This window comes from Afipia sp. GW822-FHT03D08 (assembly GCF_058801645.1).
This window is the reverse complement of sequence record NZ_JBXANK010000001.1, coordinates 45,513-66,131: the sequence shown is the minus strand read 5'-3', so window position 1 is coordinate 66,131 and position 20,619 is coordinate 45,513. Positions and strand designations below refer to the sequence as shown.

Below are 20,619 nucleotides of genomic sequence, written 5' to 3'. Positions count from 1 at the left end.
TTCGGCGCCGCACTCCAATCAGAGAATCTCATTGCAAGGATAATGAGGCACGAGCAGACTCTTTTCGCGCAGGCCCAGCAATCAACCGCTTGCATGGCAAACCACGAAATCGACGCTCGGCTCGCCCGATGGTTATTACGTGCTCGCGATTTATCTAGAAGTGATTATCTCCCGTTCACGCAAGAGTTTTTAGCCGAGATGCTTGGTGTCCGACGCACCAGCGTAACAACGGTCGCGCGCACACTTCAGGAAGCCGGAATAATCAAGTACACGCGTGGTAAGATCGAAATTATTGATGTCGAAGGTCTGCGGGATAGCGCCTGCGAATGTTATGAGACGGTCAAGGAACATTACGGCCAATTGTTGGGCCGTAATGATGACCGGTGATAAATACCCTTCCCATCCTCGGGCGACACGCTCCGCGTCACGTATCTTCGCCCTGATCGCTTTGACGGTACGAATTTCAACACCCAGCAAACGCGCTCGAATCATGACACCGTTCATGGGTCTTTTCAGAGCCGCGGCGATGCGTATCTGGGAAGCGCCCGCTTCCGCCAAATCTCTAAGCCGCGCATCTTGCGCGGGCGTCCAACTGGTTTTTAAAACCCGGGGCATCAGACGAGCTTGTAGGATTTAAGCTTTGCCAATTCGGCCGGCGGCCGCCGTCCTGGCGAAGAAATCCACTCATTCACGCGGCAAGCTGTGTCCAATTGCTCGGCCTTTTTGAGCATCGCATCGCGTGCGCGGCCGTGGGGTAGTCCGATTGCCTCTGCTCGGGTTTCTTCCGCCAGTTGCTTCCATCTCATTTCGACCGGCGGCTTCTTAGTTGCGTGGGGCATTGATGGCCTCTTTTGTTAAACGGTCATTCACATCGCCAGGAAATAATAGCTCGTACCCGCAAGGAACAGCGCGGTGCCGACAACCACGAGCGCAATCATGCATCGCTCAAGTAAGGTGAGACGCCGCGTTTTTGGGTCTAGAAACTCGTCGATCGGCTGCCGCACTCGCGAAACCCTTTCGCTTTTAGAGTCCGATCTTATTTGTATAGATTTTCCACTGTCTGTTCGGTAACCGACTCAACCCTCGACCGAGACGCGCATGGCGACCTCTGTATTGCATCATGATCTGGATAAAATTCTTAGCGGATGGAACGATCGAGGCGCTTGCCGATTAGATCCGCTTAAGACGGCGCAATCTTCCCTCGCCCTGCATACGGCTCGCTCGTTGCAGGGCTTTTTTTGCTTCCGCTGGCGGAACCGGGATAGAATCCGGCGATTGAACCAAGCTGTTCGGTTGCGGTCATGCGTTCAGGTGGACACCATCCCTTGTGCTGGATTCCGGAGATGTCACGGTCTATATAGGCTAGGACGATTTTGGCGCCCGAGCCTACGTCCTGACCCTTTCCAAGGCCGAGCAAGAGAAGCCGCACGGCGGGCGTGAAGCCTTGATGCTCGCGGCCGACAAGCAGGTCTGCGAGTTCGTCGCCCAGGTCGCCGTCGCGCACATCGTAGCCGGTCCACCGAAAACCCTCGGCGACGGTAAATCTTATCGGCCATCGATGAAGAGGAGATCCCGCGCATGAACAACTTTCAAAGGTTCAGGGAAAATGCCGAGAACTGTGCGCAGCTCGCACAGGCCGCGACCAAGGAAACCGAAGCGAAGCGCTATCGGCGGATGGCCGAAGCCTGGCTCGCGCTTGCGAACGAGCAGGACTGGCTCGACGGCGAAATCACTCCCGATCGGACAGCCGAGCGGCTGGACGCCTGATCGGGACCTCTGCGCGGAACGGCAGTTCAGGTTTTACGATTGAAAGGTAGGACCAGCCTCCTTGCCTCCCGCGTCGGTTCGCCCCGCTTACCGGCGCGTTTTTTGCCCCGACGGGACTGCACTGATGATTTATTCTTGAAGTCCCCCCTCGATCGCGTCAGGCATTTTTGCAACGGTCAGAAGCGTTCGACTGATTTGGTTAAGAAGCTGGTCCGCGTTTTCTTCCTCGGCGAGGGACTTTGAGAGAAGGGCAACTATCGCGCTGTGGCGCAACTGTTGCGCAAGATTCTTGGCTGTGGTGTAACCAGAAATCTCGTAGTGTTCGACCCGCTGAGCTGCACCGATAAGGGCAAGGTCCGCCAGAGAATCATTCTTTCTCGACCCTTCCTTGATTACTTCCTGACCTTCTTCAACTAAGCCCATCATGCCTTTGCATGGCTTGGCCCGCGGTGTTTCTCCCAGCAAAGAGAAACATTCGTTCAACCGTTCGATCTGCGCTTCCGTTTCGATCAAGTGTTCTTCAAAACACTCTTGCAGCCGAATGAATCTTGCGGCCTTCGCCATTTTCGGCAGGGCTTTTGTAAGCTGCTTCTCGGCGTGGAGAATATCTCTAAGTTCATTTAGAAGAAGCTCTGAAATCCCCTCCGAAGCCATGGGAGGTGAGCTTTCTGTCTTTATCGGCGTGTCAGCGGCCGCATCGGATGCGGAGAGCGCAGGTGCATCCACGAACTCCCACTCTCCGCCTTTATTCCAGGGGCCGCGGGTGTCGATTTCGCCTTCGTCGCCAGAACCAGTCGAATCATTGAAGAATTGATTGACCAGCCCGGGCGTCGGAGCGAGCTTTCCAATTGAAAATGCCGGCTTCTTCATGCTTTCAAGCGCAGCCGCGAATGCTTTCATGTGGGTGATTTCGCGCGTCATGAGAAACTGAAGCGCGTCCTTCGTCCCGGCATCCTCGCAGAAATTAATTAGTCGCTCATAAACAATCTTCGCTCGGGCTTCCGCCGCGATGTTGCTTCTGAGATCGACATCCAGTTCTCCCGTGATCTTAAGATAATCGGCCGTCCAAGGGTTGCCTTGTGAATTAAACAGATTCACGCCTCCCCCGCCAGCGATCGCAATGAGAGGATCGGCTTCGGCCTTCTCGCGGTCAAATTTTGTAGGAGCTAAGTGGAGACGCGCAAGAGAGCCGACGACTTCCAGATGGCTGAGTTCTTCAGTTCCGATATCCATCAGAAGATCTTTGCGATCCGGATCTTCACAATTCAGACCTTGAATGGAATATTGCATCGCCGCTGCTAGTTCCCCATTGGCACCGCCAAACTGCTCGAGCAGCATGTTACCGAAGCGAGGATCAGGTTCGTCGACACGGACTGTGTACATGAGCTTTTTGACATGATGATACATGAGAACCTCTGGGTGCTGGGGTTGATGCTGATCAATCTCCGTGTATCGAGCTGGTTCCGGAAGTGCGCGGTTAATCAGTCGTTCCCTGCGCAGGAACTGGGCGCAACTTGCGAATAGATTTGATGCATTCGACGGCCGTTGGTTGCGCGGTAGTGAATTCCACTATCTCGACCGACCAAAGGATTTGCCGGAATTGAAGCGGCCGAAGGGGAGTCCTTCAAAACGTGATCCGGACAACAGATGGCTTTAGTATAAGCGAAGGCACCTTGTAGCCGGCGCCCCTTCTTTAAGCCGGGCGATTTAAGTGGGAGTCCCAGCCCGTTAAAGACGGGGGGCATCAAGCGGGCTTCCAAGATTTAAGCTTTCCAAATCCGGCCGCCGGGCCGGGGCGGATCCTGACGTGTCGTCACCGCGATCCCAAAACTAAGCGGAGCTTTTCTGCCAGTTCATCTCTACGGTAAGGCTTGGTCAACAGTGGCAGGTTCTTTTCCACCACTTGGCTGTTTCCGGCGTCCCCCACATATCCTGACGTAAGCAATACTTTCAGTTCGGGCCTTAGGGCTCGCGCTTCGGTCGCCAATTGCGCGCCATTCATGCCCCCCGGCATCACAACATCCGAGAACATGAGGTCGATGCGTCCGGGGCCGTGTAGATGCTTGAGTGCCTCGCGCGCGTCACGTGCGACGATCACCCGGTAATGCAGTTCTTTGAGGCTTTCCACCGCCATAGTGAGCACTTGCTCGTCGTCCTCCACTAGCAACACCGTTTCACCAGTGGAGGCCCGTCTTACGGGCAATTGCGCCACCGAAGACGCCTGATGGTCCGGGAGCCGCTCTTCTGATCGGGGAAGGAAAAGCCGGACGGCCGTACCCCGTCCTTTTTCCGATTCGATCGCAACGTATCCGCCGGCGCTGCGGGTAAACCCATAGACTTGGGCCAACCCGAGTCCCGACCCTTTGCCTACTTCCTTTGTCGTGAAAAACGGTTCGAATACGTGATCTAACGTCTCTTGATCTATCCCAATCCCCTCGTCGGTGACGTCAATTCGAACGTAGGCGCCCGGGCTCACTCCCTTTCCGGCTACTGCCTCCGATCCCCAGTAAACGTTCTTGCTAGCGATCGAGATGGTCCCACCTTGGGGCATAGCATCGCGCGCATTCACGACAAGATTCAAAATTGCAGATTCGAGCTGCGCAGCGTCGACACGAACAGGATGAGCGTTCGGATCCAGGTCGAGCTTCAGAGTAATGGAATCTCCGACGGCGCGTTCGGCTAAGCCCTCGAAATCGAGCAGCAGGCGATTTGGATCCAATGTTTCCGGGCGCAACATCTGGCGACGGGAGAACGCAAGAAGCTGTTGCGTTAGCTGCTCACCGCGGCAGGCGGCAGTCATAGCCGCTTGCGCCAACCGTGCCACACGTTCCGGCTGGTCTGGACGACGGCTGATCATGTCGAGCCCGCCGACGATAACCGTCAGTAGATTGTTGAAATCGTGAGCAACGCCTCCGGTAAGTTGACCGATTGCTTCCATCCGCTGTGCCTTATGAAGCGCGGCTGCTGTTTGCCTGCGCTCGGTAATATCCATTAGAATTCCAGCCAAGCGGACCGGGCGATTGTTCGCGCCGTAACCTACTCGACCCTTGGCTGCAATCCACCTCATCTTGCCGTCGCGACGATTGATACGGCATTCGGCTTCAAAAACGCCGCTTTGCGCGGCGTCTTCAAGTGCGGCTTCGACCATTTTCCGGTCTTCATCAACTACGTGCGAGAGAAATTCGCGTGTGCTCCACGATGAAACTGGAGTTTCATATCCGAAAATCTGGTCGTGCCTTCCCCCGCGGCGAGCCAAATCCTGAATCAAATCGAAATCCCAAGACCCCATGCCAGCCGAATCCAATGCGAATTCCAACGTTTCTTGCGCCTCGGTCAACTCGCCGGTGCGCAGTTCTACACGCTGTTCGAGCGTATCGTTCAGAGCGCTCAGCTCCGTGGAGAAGCGCTTTTGTTCGGCGAGGAGACTCTCGACCTGATATTGCCGCCGGCGTGCACGCAGCGCGGATTGAGCTGCACTCGCGAGCGTTTCGACATTGATAGGCCGCTCTAGAAGTATGACGTTCCCGAGTCGCCGGAGAAGGTCGGAAGAACTTTTTGAACGGTGCCCCGCCTGCTTGGTGGCGAGCGTTATGATCGGAAGATCGGACCAGGGAGGTTGGCGAGCCAATCCGTCAAGCAGGTCACCAAGGCCAGCCCCCGCTAAAGACTCCTCAGTCAAAATGATACCGCCGACAGGTTCTGTTGAAAGGCGATCCTTAAGGTTTCGCAAGGAAGTGCAGATGCTCGATTTTACTCCGTTTCGATCGAGGGATTGGCGGATGACCTCAGCGTCTCTTCCGCGAGGTGCCAGTATGAACAAGGTTTCTTGCACGAAAAGGGCCCATTGATTAATTCATCTAAGATTTCAGTAGCGCTGTGTCGCCTTTGTAGGAGGGCAAGCCCGACAACACGCCTTCGAAGTCGCGTAGCGCTTCGCCAACCTCGAGACCGCCGGCTGCGAGCTTGAATTCCCTGATGGAGCGTTCGTGGGAACTCGTACGGCTTTTCACGACCGAAATAGCAGTGCGAACCTCTGCCTTCGCTTCAAAGAACCGGAAAAGCAAGATCGTATCGCTGAGGTAGCTCAGGTCGATATCGTTGCGCATATCCCCGACCAGTCCGTGCTGGCCAAGTATTAGCATGGTGGTAATGCCGGACTGATTGAGATAGTTGAGCAGTTCATGCATTTGCAGAAGCAGGAATTGCTCACCAGGCATCGCCTGCAGATAGGCATTCAGACTGTCGATACAGACGAAAGACGACCCACTCTCTTCTACCGCAACTCTCGCTCGACTGGTGAATTCACCGGGCGAAAGCTCGGCTGGATCGATTTGCTGAATGTCTAGAACTCCGCGCTCGATGTACGACGCGAGATCCATTCCGAGAGCTGCGCTTCGGACAAGTAAAGTTTTGATTCCTTCGTCGAATAGAAAGTATGTTGCCTTCTCACCGCGATCGAGGGCTGCTCGAATACAGAACATCGCCGTCGTCGTTTTACCGACGCCCGAAGGGCCGCTTAAGAGTGTGTTGGTTCCGGGCATTAAACCACCTCCTAGCAGGCCATCCAGCTCGGCGTTGCCGGTAGACGACGCGTTCGATGAAAATGCAGCGCCGTGCTCAGCCGCGACGAGTCTGGGGAACACCGTGAGGCCGCCGCGATCCAGAATGAAATCGTGATAGCCGCCTCTGAACTTGATCCCGCGCATTTTGACGATACGAAGCCTTCGCCGCTCCGCGCCGAAGTCTCGTGCAGCCTGTTCGAGCGAAATTACGCCGTGAGCGATGCTGTGCAGTTGAAGATCGTTGGGATCTGAGGTCCGGTCGTCGAGCATAAGGACCGTGCAATCGCGGCTGGCAAAAAACTGCTTTAGCGCCAAAATCTGGCGACGATAGCGCAGCGGATTCTGAGCCAAAAGTCTCATTTCCGACAGACTGTCGAAGACGACGCGGGAGGGCCGGAGTTCCTCGATGCGTTTCATCACTTCTCGAGCCGTTTCCCCCAATTCGACCTCTGATGGATGGAGAATCGTCTGCTCCCGCTCGGGATCGAGGTCCCCCTGGTTGACAAGCTCGAATAGCGATAGCGGCTCCAATGACCAGCCGTGCGTAGCAGCGACCGCACTAAGTTCTTCCGCAGTTTCCGAAAGCGTGATGTAAAGGCCCGCTTCGCCGCGGCTGGCACCCTCCAGAAGGAACTGAAGAGAAAGCGTTGTTTTGCCGGTGCCTGGTGTTCCTTCGACCAGGTAAACCCTGTGCTTTGTTAGGCCACCCCCAAGAATATCATCAAGCCCGCTTATGCCGGTGGGAGTGCGCGTTGTATCATCGGCCGAACTCGTCAATGCGGGCTCCTTTTTTAAACACAATGCAAACGCTCCTACGTTGCCCAGGTTCCTCAGCCTTGGAGGGAAACCATGAAGCCATGTGGGGCCCCGAAGTGTTTTCCTCGGAATCTGCCGACTTGACCCCGCACCGCTACTTTCGACTCACCCTTGGAATTGCTCGTCCCACGTTTTCCTTATCCGTGCGCAGAGGATCGGAAATACGCATCGGCGACATGGATCGCCCTGGGGAGTCATGGGGAGCTGAGGGCTGCAGGGCGCGACCACCCATGCCAATCACCAAGCCGATGATCTTACTCTCCCGGTCGACGAGGACGTCGGCTATGTCGCGGAGTCGGTGCTGCCGTCTAGACCGCGAACTTTCACTCAGCGGCCCTCGTGTTGGCATTCTTAAGGGTGAACGGTTGTTCAAGAAAAAATCGCGCGTTAAAGGCCCGCAGAAACGCGGGCTTTTTCGATCGCCTCTTATCAAATGCTGCTAGACCTATTCTATAGCTAGTTTTTTCCCGTCGTCGATTTGATCCGCTGGTTCTCTCCTCGATAAGATCTCGCGCTTCAATCGCGTAAAGGATGCGAGCTTATGAGAACGTCGCGATGTGGGGCCTGCCACCGCGATAAGGATTGCCCTAACCAATCGGGCCAGGTGATCGTGTTGCCTCCTTAAAATGAAAAGGCCCCGCCGAAACGGGCAAGGTGGTGACTAACCCGGCCAGCTGGTGCCGTACCAGTCGTCCACTTCCTTCTTTGTTTGATCCTTCGCATAGCTAGCCATAGCGTTCTTGAAGTTTGCCTTCGAGTTGCTCGCGCTTGCCGTTGATCTGATCAAGGTCATCGTCAGTGAGTTTTTGACCTTGCCCTTAACTTGCTTCCAGTTACCTTCCACTCGGTTCCAATCCATCCCATACCTCATTGTGGGAGGCGACGGAACATTCGAAGCAACGGCTTGTTCCTAAGTCGGTTAATCTCGTCGAACCGCCAAAGTCCGACTCCCAAGATAGATAAATCAACCTGCTGGCAGGGATCATGTGTGGATGAACACCATGTGTGGATGAACACCCCCCGGGAACTTAACCGCCACGAAACCGAAAACCGTCAGCTCAAATGTTCCAAGTAGCTGCGGTGGTATGTGGTCGGGTGTTTGTTGCCGTCCAGCAGAACAATGATTTTTCCTGATTTGGTTGCGGACAAGATCACCGTGCCAATCTTGTCCCGAAGCTTTGGGCTCCGAGATTTGCCAACTTCGGTGAACCGACAGCGATCACCAGGCTTGAGTGTCTTATCGCTCACGCCAGCTCTCTCGACTTTGCTCATGTTAGTCTGGTTTGGGTCCTTATTGAGAAATTCCTTTGCCTGGCCCTCGCTTCCTCCTCGGGGGTGTGAATGCTTCGCGACAAGGCCGTCGTCTCGCTCGCGACGCATACGGTCATTAAGGTCTTGCGACGACTTCATGGTTATCCGGTCTTGCGTGAGCGCGCGGTCGATCGTGCGGGTTTCGCTACAGCCGCGCTTCGCTCCGATGTTCGTGCTTCTCGCTTTCCACTGATCGGCAGCAGCATTTCTTTCTGGCCGGCGACACGCTTCTTACCCTTTTTCGGCTTAGCAGCAGGGGCCGATTTGGGCTCACCCTTAAGGCTCTTGCGCAGCGCGTCCATAAGATCAATGACGTTGCCCGACGTGCGAGATTGGGTCGGCGCGCTGATACTCTTACCGGCACGTTTCTTATTGATGAGTTCGATGAGCGCTGACTCGTAGTGATCCTCAAATTTCTCGGGCTCGAATTCACCGGATTTTTGATTCACGATGTGGCGGGCCAAGTCGAGCATTTCCTTGGTGACCTTCACGTCCTGAATACCGTCGAAATATTCCCTCTCATCGCGGACCTCGTAAGGATAGCGCAACAGACTTCCCATGAGCCCTTTGCCCATCGGCTCAAGGGCTATGATGTGCTCGCGGCTTGTTAGAACGACGCGGCCCAGCGCGACCTTGCCCATGTCGCGGATCGTTTCGCGGATCACCGCGTAGGCGTCGTGCCCAACCTTACCGTCAGGCACCAAGTAGTACGGTCGGATGAGATAACGGGTGTCGATTTCAGATTTTGGAACGAACTCGTCAATCTCAATCGTGCGAGTGGACTCGAGCGCGATGCTTTCTAGTTCGTCCTTGCTCACTTCAATGTAAGTGTCTTTATCGACGGGATAGCCTTTGATGATGTCGTCGTTCTCGACTTCGTCGCCGGTTTCCGCATCCACCTTCTTGTACTTGATGCGATGGCCGGTGTTCTTATTGATCTGGTTGAAGCTGACCTTCTCCGCATCGGAAGTCGCGGGATACAAAGCGACGGGACAGGTCACCAAGGACAGACGAAGGAAACCCTTCCAATTGGCGCGGGGGGCCATACGCGATACTCCGGTTACGCAACGCAACTGAATTGTGACTCAAGTCCCGTCGTCCTGCCAAGTTCCTGTTTTTTTGGTTTAGTTCTTCTTTTGTACTATCCGAATACTTAAGTCGAAATGTGGAACGTCTTTGCCGACCCGGGGTTTTGAAATCGTTCTGTAGGACGAATATCCCCCATCTCCCGCGCTGGTTTGCCCCCGCTTCCCGGCGCGGGCTTTTTTTGGCGCGGCCTAATCCAAAAATTGGACTCGATTCTCATTCAGCGCACGAACTAGGATAGAGCGATCCTTGGCAGGGTGACCTCGATGCCTATAAACGAGCGCGTTTGTCCGAAGTGCGGGCGGCCCGTGAAGTTGATGCTGCCGCCGGGCGGTAAAGGACAACGCACGTACCAATGCCTCCACTGTGACCGGCCAGACCCAATCAAGTCACCTCAGGTGAAGAGCTTGCTGAAAGCGCTCTTGCACGATGAGAAAAAGTGAGGCGCCAGTACGCAGTCGTCTCCCAATGGATCGCGTTGATCGTCTTCAACGCCCACGAAGCCTGCTGAGATGGGAGAGATCAGATCGCTTCAAGGGGCTGCTCACCGGATGATTATCGCGCAGTCAGCCTAGGCGGGAACCAAAACCTTAGATCCGGCGTTTCCGATGCGGACTGGGGGAACTAATGGAAACACCTGATTTGGTTCCGGCAGATCAAGACGATGCGACCGTCGTCCTGGTAGTCGAGGATGAGTTTGTTGTGCGACTTGCCATTGCCGACGAGCTTCGATCCTTTGGCTTGACTGTTGTGGAAGCCGCGAATGCCACCGAGGCATGGCTTTATGTCAAATCAGGAGGTCGAGTGGATATTGTCTTTTCTGACGTTCAGATGCCGGGTTCAATGGACGGGGTTGAGTTCGCTCGGAGGGTTCGTGCCGACTATCCAGCCATCCCGTTCATTCTCACGTCCGGCAACGTCCCCGAGGAAAGCCTTGGAGGATTAACTCCCTTTGTGCGCAAGCCGTATCGTTTTGAGGAGGTTAAGAGGATCATTCTGGAAATCTTGAGACGAAACCAATGAAGCCATCTGACAAACACTGCATTCTTATAGTGGAATCCGATGTCCTCGTTCGGCAGCCACTAGCTGAGTATCTGCGCGAATGTGGTTATCGCGTTATTGAAGCGGTCAATGATGCCGAAGCGCGGGAGTTTTTCGCCAAAGGCGTTGCTCAAGTTGACGCTGTGCTGGCCGATGTGAACACCTCGGGCGAGGCGCGATTTTCTCTGGCCACTTGGATTCGGCATAATTACCCGGGCACGCGAGTTATGCTTGCGGGTACCCTAGCAACCGCCGCTCAAAAGGCGGGCGATCTGTGTGAAGATGGCCCGGCGCTTTCGAAGCCATATGATCATCGCCTCGTACTGGATCACATCAAGCGCATGCTGGCTACGCGAGACCGTAAGTAGCGCTGCCCATCATGACGAGTTTGCGAGATTTTCGATCAGCATGGCGCGGCGGGACGGCTCCGCTGCATCTGGTCATTTTATTTGGCGCTCTTTGCCTCCTCGTCTGCACCGGCATTCGTGCAGGAATTTCACAACTCCGGCCCGACCTGCCTTTTTCCCCCTACGTTCCAGCAACCATCCTGGTCACGATGTTTGCTGGCGTTCGACCTGGGGCAATAACTGCTTTCATAGGAGCCGTACTCGGGTTCGTTCTCGACTTTGGCCTTTCATCGCACGCGGCCACGCTACCCCTATTAGCCATTTATACTACCATCAGCAGCATTGTGATCTGGGGCATCGAGCATTACCGCTCGATGGCGAAGCAAAACCATGACATCACCGCACGCCTTATCGCCGAGGAAAAATATCGCAAGCTGGTCGTGGAAGAGTTGCAGCACCGACTAAAAAACAAATTGGCAACGATCCATGCTGTTGCCCGACATACTCTTCGCCAGCATCCCGATGCGTGGGCGACCCTGGATGGCCGAATTCGCGCGTTGTCACTTACCGACGATCTGATAGCGAAGGCTGATAACCTCACCTGCGATTTAAAGGAAATCCTGATTGCTGAGCTAGAACCTTATGGCCATGTTCGGTACACCCTGTCGGGCAACTCGGTGGCGCTCCCCCCCAAGCTGGCCGTTGCAATGGCTCTCCTGTTTCATGAGCTTGCTACCAATGCTGCCAAGTACGGCGCATTCGCCCTAGGTAAGGGCGTACTAAACGTATCGTGGACCACAGATCACAATGTCCTGCACATAACTTGGGACGAGACAGACGGCCCCCTTGTGAAGACACCTGCAAACGATGGTTTTGGATCTAAGCTGTTTCATTCGGTTCTTGCAGGGTTCGACGGAAAGGTAGACCTTCACTTTCTGGAAACAGGACTTCACTGCAAGATCCGGTGCGCTATACCGCAAAGCGAATAGCAATCAAACTGGCACCGGCCGGATTCAGCCGCTGGATACAAGCCACCTTGAGATGATGCGCCCTCGTGGCTTTGATTCCGGGCGGCCGTTACGCAGGTGAGAATGGTGCAGCTGAGTACGTCTTCACGCGCAGCCCATCACTTCCAGTTGTTAGGAGAGTTGCGCGGCGACGGCCATTAGCCGGAGCGGGCGAGTAGGCTCTCTGCCCTTTTCCAAGAATTGGGCCTATTGATCATTTCCATTCTCATTCGCGCTTAAATCACCGATTAGTTCCCATCGGAACCTGCTGGGGCCCTGTTCAGGACGAGTTTTTTGTTCTGGAACACCGCGCAAGGATCGATGTTGAGGAGGAGGCAGGATAACGGAAGAGGATCGGCCATGAAAATTCTGACAGCAGGAGTTTGCTTAGCGCTTTTGGCGTCGAGCGCGACGGCGCAAAATGCAGGTAAGCGGGAACGCAGTACCACTGGACAGGCAGCCGGATACTCGTATTGCCTCCGGACCTCAGCAGGCCCAGGCGACTGCAAGTACAAGAGCTTTCAGCAATGCCAGGCAGCGCTATCTGGCACGTTGGGATCGTGTGAACGAAATACTGGTCCCCGATAGGAAGACCTTGAAATGAAACAGCCGAGTCCATCTCCGGGATTATAGCTGCTCTGGCTGTTTTCTTAGTCGTGACACTGACTATGACAACGTCTCAAGGGAGTAAGAAAACCATTAATGAGAGCATCCCTTACGGTGCGAATGAGAAGCCGATACGTAAGTAGTGAGAAGAAGTGCGACGTGATGGGCTAGTAGTTGTCAGGAAGTGTGATGGCATCTGAATCTTGGATGACAATCCTTGGCCTCGTAGCAGCGACATTAACGTCTCTCTCTTACGTTCCCCAAGTGATTAAGGCAGTTCCCCGAGGTGCAACTGACGACATTTCGCTGAAGATGCTCATAGCCTTGCTCTCGGGCCTTCTCCTTTGGGTGTTCTACGGCCTGTTAAAAACTGACATGGTTATTGTCGCGGCCAACGGTGTCGGGTCTTTGCTTGTTGGAGCCGTGCTTGCTTTCAAGCTCCGCGACATCGCCGGCGCATAGTCGTTCGGCTGTGACCTTTGATTTGAGTCATTCAAACACGACGAAATCTCTGACACGAAGGTGAACGAAGAGAAGGCAGCAACACGAAGCTTGAACACCGTTGTGTTGCGTAAGGGCATTAACCCAAAGGCGACAGCGACCCGACAGGAAGGGGATTGGACCTCGTTGGTGTGGCTTCCTCATCTCCATCCTCGATCACTTTTCTTCAGCAAGAGGTTGCAGATAGCTTTTGTAACTGGTCGGATGCTTATTTCCGTCGAGAAGAACGGTCACTTTCCCCCTTTGCTCACGGAAATCACAGTGCCAAGCTTGTCTTTAAGTTATGGGCTGCTTTCGGAACGAAGAAGCTATCCGCCGCTATCGAATCTCTGAGAACCCTCGTTGACGGCGCAAAGAAGCCCGGAATGCCGCTAAGTGTCCTGAGCAATATTGCGCGCAAGGCGCCTCTTGGATCGCTTTTAGTCGCATTTCATGCTCAGAGTAGCCATCGGTAGGCGGCGTTAGTTCCTAAAGGGGCTGATCATCCTCAGGAGACGGTTGCGACACAAGGGAGACGATGTCGCCCCCACCAAGATCCTCCTCCGGAGGCGGCTGTTCACAGTTGGTCGCAGATCGTTTTCTCGCGTCTAGCTCTTTTCGTACTGCGCCTGCCGAATTCCCGACGCGCTCGATAACGTTCCGAAGTTCCTGTTCCGTCACGTGAAGATGTTTCATCCAAAGACGCAAGTTCTCTTTGTCGTCGATCGCGATTTGAGAGCGGCTTAGCGGGCTCCTGCTGCTGACCCGGTTCATCTGGCTTCCCTCGAAGCACGACGGTCGTGCGAGAAAACGCTGCTCCGAGATTCCCGTTCCAGCACCGGAACTTCAATTTGCCTTGTTTGTTAGTCTATCACAAAAAAGAAGGCTGACGTGGGTTTTGGTAAAGGCGTATTGCTTTGGCTGATGACGGCCAAGATCTAGATCCGAACAATCCCGGCCCCGAGAGGCCAAACAACCAAAAGCCGCGCCACCCCGAGGGATGACGCGGCCGACTCTTTTAGTTTCCGCTTCCGCGAGTTTTACTCGCGCCCGGTTGCTAGTATTGGGCCCGGCGATGTTCCGCCTTATCCACCCCAGCCGGATTAGTTTGCATTTTACCCTGGCGAGCGCGTTGAGCGAAGGCGTAGTCTGGGATCGCATTAGCCTAGAAGCGGCGCACAAAGCGCCTGATATCGTCGGTCTTCTTATCGATCTGGATAGCTACCCCTCGCCATCCCGTTTGTCGATATTGACCGCTAAATGCTAGCAAATCGACAATTCCTGCCGCGATTATCAAAACGAGCATGACCGGGATAATTCGCATCTGCCAGCCCTCACATTTGCGTGGACCTCCGACATGATGCGCGCACCGCCGATTCGTTCAAAACTAATCCGAGAAAATCTGCAGGCCGTCCACGAGGCCCGCGCAATCATCGGTTATTCGTTGCTGCGAACAGGCTCTGAGTAACATCCTGAGCGTCATGGATTATGCCGATCTGGTGCCAGTCCGGAGCGGCTCGCGGCGAAGCGCCGTCGAGCTTGTGAATATCGATCGCCGCTAACAAATGCCGCGCCACCCCTGAGGATGACGCGCCGGGGGCTTTTTTAGTTTCCGCTTCCGCCTGTTTGCTCGCGCCGGGCTGGCTAGTGTTCGGCGAACCGGGCGATGTCCCGCCTTCCCTTAGAGATCCTGAAACGGTGGGGCGATCACGATTGGAAGCCCCCGAGTCGTTCCCCACATGGCTAGGTCTTTCTCGTCGAGGCGAAACAAATCTGGATCCTTCACGTCTTGCCGCCCAAATATTTCCTCAACTGCAATGCAACCAACCTAGCCATGTTCGCGATGTCGCTAACCTTTTCGAATTGATTAGCAGCTCAAATGCTCGCGTGCCACGGATCGATATGTCTTTAATCGGCGAAAAGCTGTCAAGCGACTTGGAAACTTTCAGACCTTAGGTTGGACTTGCAGATGAAGGTATTTCGGATCGAAATCTGCTATCGAGCTTAGCTTCGGGAAATTCGCAACTACGAGCCGGCCGTTCCTCAAATCAGCCGCCCTGCTCCTTCGCAGTTTTTGCAAATGCCGATTCACCGTTGCGATCGACATACCCAATGTTTCTCCGAGTTGCATCTGACTGAGAGGCAGCGGACAAGAGCTTTTCTCGACTAACCCGTTCGCGTTCGATCTGAAATAGATCTCCGAAAAGAAATGAGCTAACCGGGTCATTCCGGCGCGGCTGCTGTTATTCGTAACAGCCTCTCTAAATATCGAAGCATCGATCAAGGTTTCGCGCCATACTGCAAACCCGACGTTCGGCCGGGCGCGAAACGTAGAAATAAGATCCTTGTGCGGTATGGCGCATAAAGAGGCCGTGTTTACCGCGCAGACTGAGTGATCCATTTCCTCTAGAAAAAGCCCTTGGGCGTCGGGCCAGTCGCCCGAGAGGTGTAGCGAGATGTATTGCCTGCCGCCGTTCGCCAGTGTGTGATACCGCGCCACCATTCCTTCCACCACAATTGCCGATTCGGTCGGCTTGTCGCCTTGCCGGATGAAGTCTTCACCTGGCTGCAACTCCCGAAACCGGCATTCCAGCGAGCGGATCGCGGCGACGTCCGCGCTATCCAGTTGGGAATGATGTTTGAGCTTCTTGATAAGGATATCTGATGGTTTCATATGCCACCAACGCGCCACAATACCGTTGGTTCGGCTTGATCAATTGATAAAGCAGCCCTGCTCCATACCTGTATTGTTCGGTTATCAACCGGGCTTTTAGGCGGGTTATGAAGAAGGACGATCTCTCTTTTGGAAACGACGCTAAAAAGCGCGCGGAGGCACTGCGCGCGGAGGCGGAAAAGCTGCCATATGGGCGCGCTCGCGACGGTTTGCTGAAACAGGCGCGTCAGCTCGATCCGCTTGCCGAGTGCGCAAAATGGGCCAATTCCCCGGCGCTGCGGCCTCCAGAGTGAGCCGTCCGTCTTTCGAGGCCGCTGGGCGCGCGCCCTTTTAAGCATGCTGCACGCAGCAGTGATCGGTTCTCAATGTCCAATCTGCCGGAAACAAGAATGGGTCGGATCACAAAAAAAACCTGGACGCCAGAACAGGAAGCCATCCTGCGGCGGCTTGCCGGCGACGGCGCTTCAGTCCTTCGTATCGCCGCAGCAGTTAGAAAGTCCACCAGCGGCGTGGCTTGCAGAGCCCGCGCGCTTGGGATCAAAATCCGATCCAATCGGGAAATCAGATCTCATCTGCGGGAGCAGCAACGAGCGTTGCAATAAATCCTCTTTGATTCAGACAAATGCCGCTTCAAGAATGATTCGGATTCAGAAGTACTTCGAACAACGCGACAACGGCCATAGAACTGGTCGGGTTCTTTATTCGGTCAATGGAAACCTGCCCGCCGCAGCTGCAGAGTGCCTTTGGGAAATTGATCCATTTTTCAAAATAGAGGACGATATAACCCATGATCCTGAGAAGCTAAATTACTACCGCAAGGCTCTGACCGATGGGTTTGTCATTATTCCAGACTAGCTGACTAGCTGTTATCATGATAACGGTCGGCGGCAGTTCGCATCAGATCGACATCGATTTCACTTTCCCAGTGTTCGATATTGATGGGAAGTCGACGCCGCCAGTTGGGATGTTCATCGACTGTCCCAGGGACGTTCGGCTGGTCTTGAACCTTCAACAGGTCTTCGATTGATAATGCGAGTATTCTGGATCTGGTTCGGGCCAGGTAACTTATTACAGAGTAAAAGTTAAGCTCGGGCAATTGGGCGTGGCCGACTGCCGCCGCCAACATGTTGACCGCATTTGCACGGCCTTGGTTATCTTCGCCCGGATCGATCCCAAGCGCCTGCTTCAACGCGATGTCGTGAGCCGAAGTCCAGCCCAGAAATGTGGGGAGATCGTGGGTATTGAACGTCACGAGCGCATCTTGCGCATAGGCGTTGGGGGAATGAAATGATCCGTCATGCCCTCTCTCGAACATCATGACGCGATACGACCATATTCCCCAGCTTGCGAGGCGTTCACGGAAACCGTCTGGTACGGTGCCCAGGTCCTCACCGATAATGACACAGCTATTTACCACGCTCGTCAGGGCAGCAACAGCCAAGAGAATTTCAGTGGGCATTTCAACGTAAGCCCCCTGGTGCGGCAAGTAGCCCTCGGGCACAAGATAGAGTCTCCTGAGGCCGAGCACATGGTCCAACCTTAGGGCGCCAGCGTACCTCATGGAGGCGTTCAGTAACTCCATGAAGGGCTGATACGAGCGCAACTCCAGGCCAGCAGCATTGAAACCGGCCAACCCCCAATTTTGCCCTGCCGTATTCAAAATATCGGGCGGCGCGCCGACGCCAAGTTTCCGGGAGATTGCAGCTTGTTCGTTCCAGGCATCAAAGCCATCCGCTTTAACCCCCACGGCAATATCCAGATAAAGACCGACCAGCATTCCCGATTGTTGGGCCATATCCCGGCACGCTGCGAGCTGCTGATCGGCATTCCACTGGATGAATTCAATAAACTCGATCTCTGGGCGATCTGGTCCGTTCCGCAGCACACTGAGGGCCGCTTCTCCCGGTGACGACCACTCCTGTGACCACGTCCACCACGGGCCCCCGTATTTCCGCCGCAAGACCTCGAAGCACGCGTAACGCGACAAAAGTTCGCCCTCGCGTTGACGATAAGTTTCAAAACTTTTTCGTCTTGTCGGCGTCGCTTTTGCCTGAAACGAATCGAACGCTTGTCGCAACGCTCTGAGCTTCAGTTTTGCGACATTCTGGTAATCCACGAATTCGGCAGACCGCAGCCGGTCGATTTCGTCGGCATGATCAATGACGAATGCGCGCGGAAGTTCAGGGACCTGCTCGACATCCAGATAGAGTGAATTCAGAAACAGCCGACTATTTGGCGAATAGGGACTGCATTCCTGTGGATGATTATCGAACAGGGCGTGCAGGGGATTCAGGCCGATGCCTGCAGCCCCGTACGTGGCCGCCCATTTGATGAGCGTAGTAAGATCGGCAAAGTCACCTATTCCCCAGTTGCGAGATGACCTCACGCCATAAAGTTGAACAGCTAAAATCCATACGCGGTCGAAGTGGCCTGCAAAGGCACGTTTCGGAGCTGAAACAAGGCTCACCTCCTCATCCCCGATCGCATCCCTGGCCTGAAGCCGATAGATACCGAATGGCAACTCCTGCAATGCAAGCAACTGATCTTGCGATATTCCGCAGGCTTTCTCATCTCCTCTTAGATCAATGACCTTCCAGATTATTGGTGGATTTGCACTGACCGCGAAAGCCTGAGGAATATCGCCACCGCCGTAACAGACGAGCGGACCGGAAAAGATGCGGAGCCGAGGTCTGTCCGGCAATGATTGGACAATAAGCGCAACCGCTTCCGCGCTGACCGTGCGGCATATTCCGGTGGCATCGACAAAGGATGTTCCGACTCCCAGTCTTGCGGCCTTTTCATGCAAATCCATGTATCCGCCGCTGTACGAAATGGCCGGGAAAACTCCAGAGGAAACTTCGTTTCCAGCAACAAGTTCCATCGGAACCAGATGCGTCCGGATCACTTGGTACAGTGATTGTTCTCGCGGCCGAGCGATGGGGCCTGATGTCATCACTTCCTCCCTTTAAAAAGACCGACGCGGAGAATGCGTTAAACGTTCTCGGATCATTTCACATCGAGGATGTCTATCCTGCGGTTGACGCTGGACGTTATCCAGTAAAGCGTCCTGCTGGCACGGCGATCGAAGTCTGGGCAGACATTTATCGCGACGGCCATGATGTCGTATCGGCCCATCTCCTGTGGCGGGAGGAAAACTCTACAGGGTGGAATTACGAGCCCATGGCTCACCATAGTAACGATCGATGGTGGGGCTCGTTTTTGCCCCGACTGCCTGGCCGTTATGTATACGCGATCGAGGCATGGACCGATGAATTTGCGACTTGGCGCCATAGTACCATCCTGAAAAGTGAGGCCGGTCAGGATGTAACGTTAGACGCGCTGGAAGGCGCGGCCATGATCACAAAATCTCGCCCGACTGACCGGCCCGCAGCGGCTGTGTTGACGGCCGCTTGCGAGAAATTCCTTGCGACGGGTGATTACGTCCCCTTGCTTCATGAGGACGTTCTCGCGGCGATGAGCCGAAGCCAGGTTCGGTTCGACACAACGCGTTCATCCAGCTTTCCTCTTGTCGTGGATCGCCTGCGAGCGACTGCAGGGGCTTGGTACGAAATGGTCCCGCGAAGCCAAGGCTGTAATCCCGGACAGCACGGCACCTTTCGCGACTGCATTTCGCGAATGCCAGATATCGCAAACATGGGTTTTGACGTCATATATTTCACGCCCATTCATCCGATCGGGCGCATCAATCGAAAGGGGCGTAACAACTCCCTCACCTCCCAACCCGGCGATCCGGGCAGCCCCTATGCAATCGGAGCGGCCGAAGGCGGCCACGATGCGGTCCATCCCGAGCTTGGAACTCTGGAGGACTTTCGCGCAGTGATCGCTGCTGCGAAGGCGCTGGATATGGAGATTGCGCTCGATTTCGCCGTACAATGCTCTCCCGATCATCCTTGGCTGCAGAAACATCCGGATTGGTTCAAAAGGCGTCCTGACGGAACGATCCGGTACGCTGAAAATCCTCCAAAGAAATACGAAGATATTCACAATCCGGACTTCCGCAGCGGGAACGCAGCTGCCTTATGGACGGCATTGCGTGATGTGATCCTGTTTTGGGTCGATCAGGGTGTGAAAATCTTCCGGGTCGATAATCCTCATACGAAGCCGTTTCCGTTCTGGGAATGGCTGATCAAAGATATCCAGCAACGAGATCCGAATATCATCTTCCTGGCAGAGGCCTTTACACGACCCAAGCTTATGAAAGGTCTCGCCAAACTCGGCTTCACACAGTCGTATACCTATTTCACGTGGCGAACCCGAAAAGCGGAAATCGAAGAGTATCTGCGTGAACTAACCGGTTATCCAGAGCGGGAATATTACCGGCCCAATTTCTTTGTCAGCACGCCGGATATTTTACCGTTTCATCTCCAAAACGGTGAACCTTGGATGTTCAAAGCGCGAGTCGCATTGGCAGCAACGCTGTCTGCAACGTACGGCGTGTACAATGGCTTCGAGCTTCTTGAACACGACCCGGTCCCGGGAAAGGAGGAATACCTCAACTCGGAAAAGTACGAGATCAAGGTCCGTGACTGGAATCGCCCCGTAAATATCAAGGATTACATTCGTGATCTAAACGTCGCACGCCGTTCAAACGCCGCACTTCTGCAGACATCCCGTCTGCAGTTCGTCCACGTCGAAAATGATAACGTCACCGGCTTCGTGAAATCCGACGCGACCAACAGCAACGTCATAGCGGTCTCGATCGCTCTTTCCCGCGACATCCACGAGTTCTGGTTTTCTCTTGATGGCATCAAAATCGGCCCGCCCGATGCGCTCAAGGATGTCGTGGCTCTCGAAAACATTATTACCGGTGAGCGGCACGCGGTGGAATGGGGCGGCGTGCGGCTACGAATTGACCCGCAGCGCGATCCAGCGCTGATGTTCCGATGCTTGGCGTGAGGGCA

General features: G+C 54.7%; 21 protein-coding genes and 1 pseudogene. 10 read left to right on the top strand and 12 right to left on the bottom strand.

Going from position 1 to position 20,619, the window contains the following annotated elements; translation table 11 throughout:
* Positions 1-42: 42 nt before the first annotated feature.
* Positions 43-387, top strand: a complete 345-nt coding sequence (locus tag AC1RM7_RS00345; protein ID WP_492838227.1) for a Crp/Fnr family transcriptional regulator — start codon at positions 43-45, stop codon at positions 385-387.
* 227 nt (positions 388-614) lie between these two features.
* Here the strand turns inward: AC1RM7_RS00345 and AC1RM7_RS00340 are convergent, their stop codons facing one another.
* The 3 genes from AC1RM7_RS00340 to AC1RM7_RS00330 form a co-directional block, all read right to left on the bottom strand.
* Positions 615-839 (bottom strand): hypothetical protein, encoded by a 225-nt coding sequence (locus AC1RM7_RS00340; protein ID WP_492838225.1) that lies wholly within the window; start codon positions 837-839, stop codon positions 615-617.
* A 27-nt stretch (positions 840-866) separates the two neighbouring features.
* Positions 867-1,004, bottom strand: a complete 138-nt coding sequence (locus tag AC1RM7_RS00335) for a hypothetical protein (protein WP_492943866.1) — start codon at positions 1,002-1,004, stop codon at positions 867-869.
* A gap of 176 nt (positions 1,005-1,180) precedes the next feature.
* On the bottom strand, positions 1,181-1,504 hold the full coding sequence (locus AC1RM7_RS00330) for a hypothetical protein (protein ID WP_492838223.1): 324 nt from the start codon (positions 1,502-1,504) through the stop codon (positions 1,181-1,183).
* Positions 1,505-1,578: 74 nt separating this feature from the next.
* Here AC1RM7_RS00330 and AC1RM7_RS00325 point away from each other — a divergent pair, with 74 nt between their 5' ends.
* Complete coding sequence (locus tag AC1RM7_RS00325; protein ID WP_492838221.1) at positions 1,579-1,767, top strand: hypothetical protein; 189 nt, start codon at positions 1,579-1,581, stop codon at positions 1,765-1,767.
* Between the two features lie 129 nt (positions 1,768-1,896).
* On the opposite strand, the gene AC1RM7_RS00320 is transcribed toward AC1RM7_RS00325, so the two are convergent.
* The 6 genes and pseudogenes from AC1RM7_RS00320 to ku form a co-directional block, all read right to left on the bottom strand.
* A complete protein-coding gene (locus tag AC1RM7_RS00320; RefSeq protein WP_492838219.1) occupies positions 1,897-3,174 on the bottom strand; it encodes a DUF892 family protein in 1,278 nt (425 codons plus the stop codon).
* Positions 3,175-3,580: 406 nt separating this feature from the next.
* Positions 3,581-5,599, bottom strand: a complete 2,019-nt coding sequence (locus tag AC1RM7_RS00315; RefSeq protein ID WP_492838217.1) for an ATP-binding protein — start codon at positions 5,597-5,599, stop codon at positions 3,581-3,583.
* A gap of 25 nt (positions 5,600-5,624) precedes the next feature.
* Positions 5,625-7,106 (bottom strand): ATPase domain-containing protein, encoded by a 1,482-nt coding sequence (locus tag AC1RM7_RS00310; protein WP_492838215.1) that lies wholly within the window; start codon positions 7,104-7,106, stop codon positions 5,625-5,627.
* Between the two features lie 700 nt (positions 7,107-7,806).
* Positions 7,807-8,004 (bottom strand): annotated as a pseudogene (locus AC1RM7_RS00305) (CsbD family protein).
* A gap of 194 nt (positions 8,005-8,198) precedes the next feature.
* Positions 8,199-8,417, bottom strand: coding sequence for a hypothetical protein (locus AC1RM7_RS00300; RefSeq protein WP_492838213.1), 219 nt, complete (start codon positions 8,415-8,417; stop codon positions 8,199-8,201).
* Between the two features lie 140 nt (positions 8,418-8,557).
* Positions 8,558-9,502: a non-homologous end joining protein Ku gene (gene ku, locus AC1RM7_RS00295; RefSeq protein ID WP_492838211.1), complete on the bottom strand. Its 945-nt coding sequence runs from the start codon at positions 9,500-9,502 to the stop codon at positions 8,558-8,560.
* 667 nt (positions 9,503-10,169) lie between these two features.
* Between ku and AC1RM7_RS00290 the strand changes: the two genes are divergently transcribed.
* The 5 genes from AC1RM7_RS00290 to AC1RM7_RS00270 all read left to right on the top strand — a co-directional run bounded on the left by AC1RM7_RS00290 (position 10,170) and on the right by AC1RM7_RS00270 (position 13,005).
* A complete protein-coding gene (locus AC1RM7_RS00290; protein ID WP_425989925.1) occupies positions 10,170-10,565 on the top strand; it encodes a response regulator in 396 nt (131 codons plus the stop codon).
* Positions 10,562-10,951 carry a response regulator gene (locus tag AC1RM7_RS00285; RefSeq protein WP_492838209.1) on the top strand — a complete coding sequence of 130 codons (390 nt, stop codon included), beginning with the start codon at positions 10,562-10,564 and terminating at the stop codon, positions 10,949-10,951. The genes AC1RM7_RS00290 and AC1RM7_RS00285 overlap by 4 nt, the downstream gene beginning before the upstream one ends.
* A gap of 11 nt (positions 10,952-10,962) precedes the next feature.
* Positions 10,963-11,919, top strand: a complete 957-nt coding sequence (locus tag AC1RM7_RS00280; protein WP_492838207.1) for a sensor histidine kinase — start codon at positions 10,963-10,965, stop codon at positions 11,917-11,919.
* Positions 11,920-12,258: 339 nt separating this feature from the next.
* Entirely contained in the window at positions 12,259-12,525 is a 267-nt protein-coding gene (locus AC1RM7_RS00275; protein ID WP_492838762.1) for a DUF3551 domain-containing protein, read from the top strand.
* 207 nt (positions 12,526-12,732) lie between these two features.
* The gene (locus AC1RM7_RS00270) at positions 12,733-13,005 is read left to right on the top strand and encodes a SemiSWEET family sugar transporter (RefSeq protein WP_492838205.1); all 273 of its coding nucleotides are present in this window, start codon (positions 12,733-12,735) and stop codon (positions 13,003-13,005) included.
* Positions 13,006-13,512: 507 nt separating this feature from the next.
* On the opposite strand, the gene AC1RM7_RS00265 is transcribed toward AC1RM7_RS00270, so the two are convergent.
* On the bottom strand, positions 13,513-13,797 hold the full coding sequence (locus tag AC1RM7_RS00265) for a DUF3606 domain-containing protein (protein ID WP_492838204.1): 285 nt from the start codon (positions 13,795-13,797) through the stop codon (positions 13,513-13,515).
* A gap of 1,171 nt (positions 13,798-14,968) precedes the next feature.
* Complete coding sequence (locus tag AC1RM7_RS00260) at positions 14,969-15,697, bottom strand: Crp/Fnr family transcriptional regulator (RefSeq protein WP_492838202.1); 729 nt, start codon at positions 15,695-15,697, stop codon at positions 14,969-14,971.
* 107 nt (positions 15,698-15,804) lie between these two features.
* Here AC1RM7_RS00260 and AC1RM7_RS00255 point away from each other — a divergent pair, with 107 nt between their 5' ends.
* Entirely contained in the window at positions 15,805-15,990 is a 186-nt protein-coding gene (locus tag AC1RM7_RS00255; protein ID WP_024576562.1) for a hypothetical protein, read from the top strand.
* Positions 15,991-16,033: 43 nt separating this feature from the next.
* Positions 16,034-16,552 (top strand): hypothetical protein, encoded by a 519-nt coding sequence (locus AC1RM7_RS00250; RefSeq protein WP_492838200.1) that lies wholly within the window; start codon positions 16,034-16,036, stop codon positions 16,550-16,552.
* 4 nt (positions 16,553-16,556) lie between these two features.
* Here the strand turns inward: AC1RM7_RS00250 and malQ are convergent, their stop codons facing one another.
* A complete protein-coding gene (malQ, locus tag AC1RM7_RS00245) occupies positions 16,557-18,650 on the bottom strand; it encodes a 4-alpha-glucanotransferase (RefSeq protein ID WP_492838198.1) in 2,094 nt (697 codons plus the stop codon).
* Here malQ and AC1RM7_RS00240 point away from each other — a divergent pair.
* Positions 18,644-20,614 carry an alpha-1,4-glucan--maltose-1-phosphate maltosyltransferase gene (locus AC1RM7_RS00240; protein ID WP_492838196.1) on the top strand — a complete coding sequence of 657 codons (1,971 nt, stop codon included), beginning with the start codon at positions 18,644-18,646 and terminating at the stop codon, positions 20,612-20,614. The two genes, malQ and AC1RM7_RS00240, sit on opposite strands and share 7 nt — an antisense overlap.
* Positions 20,615-20,619: the final 5 nt, after the last annotated feature.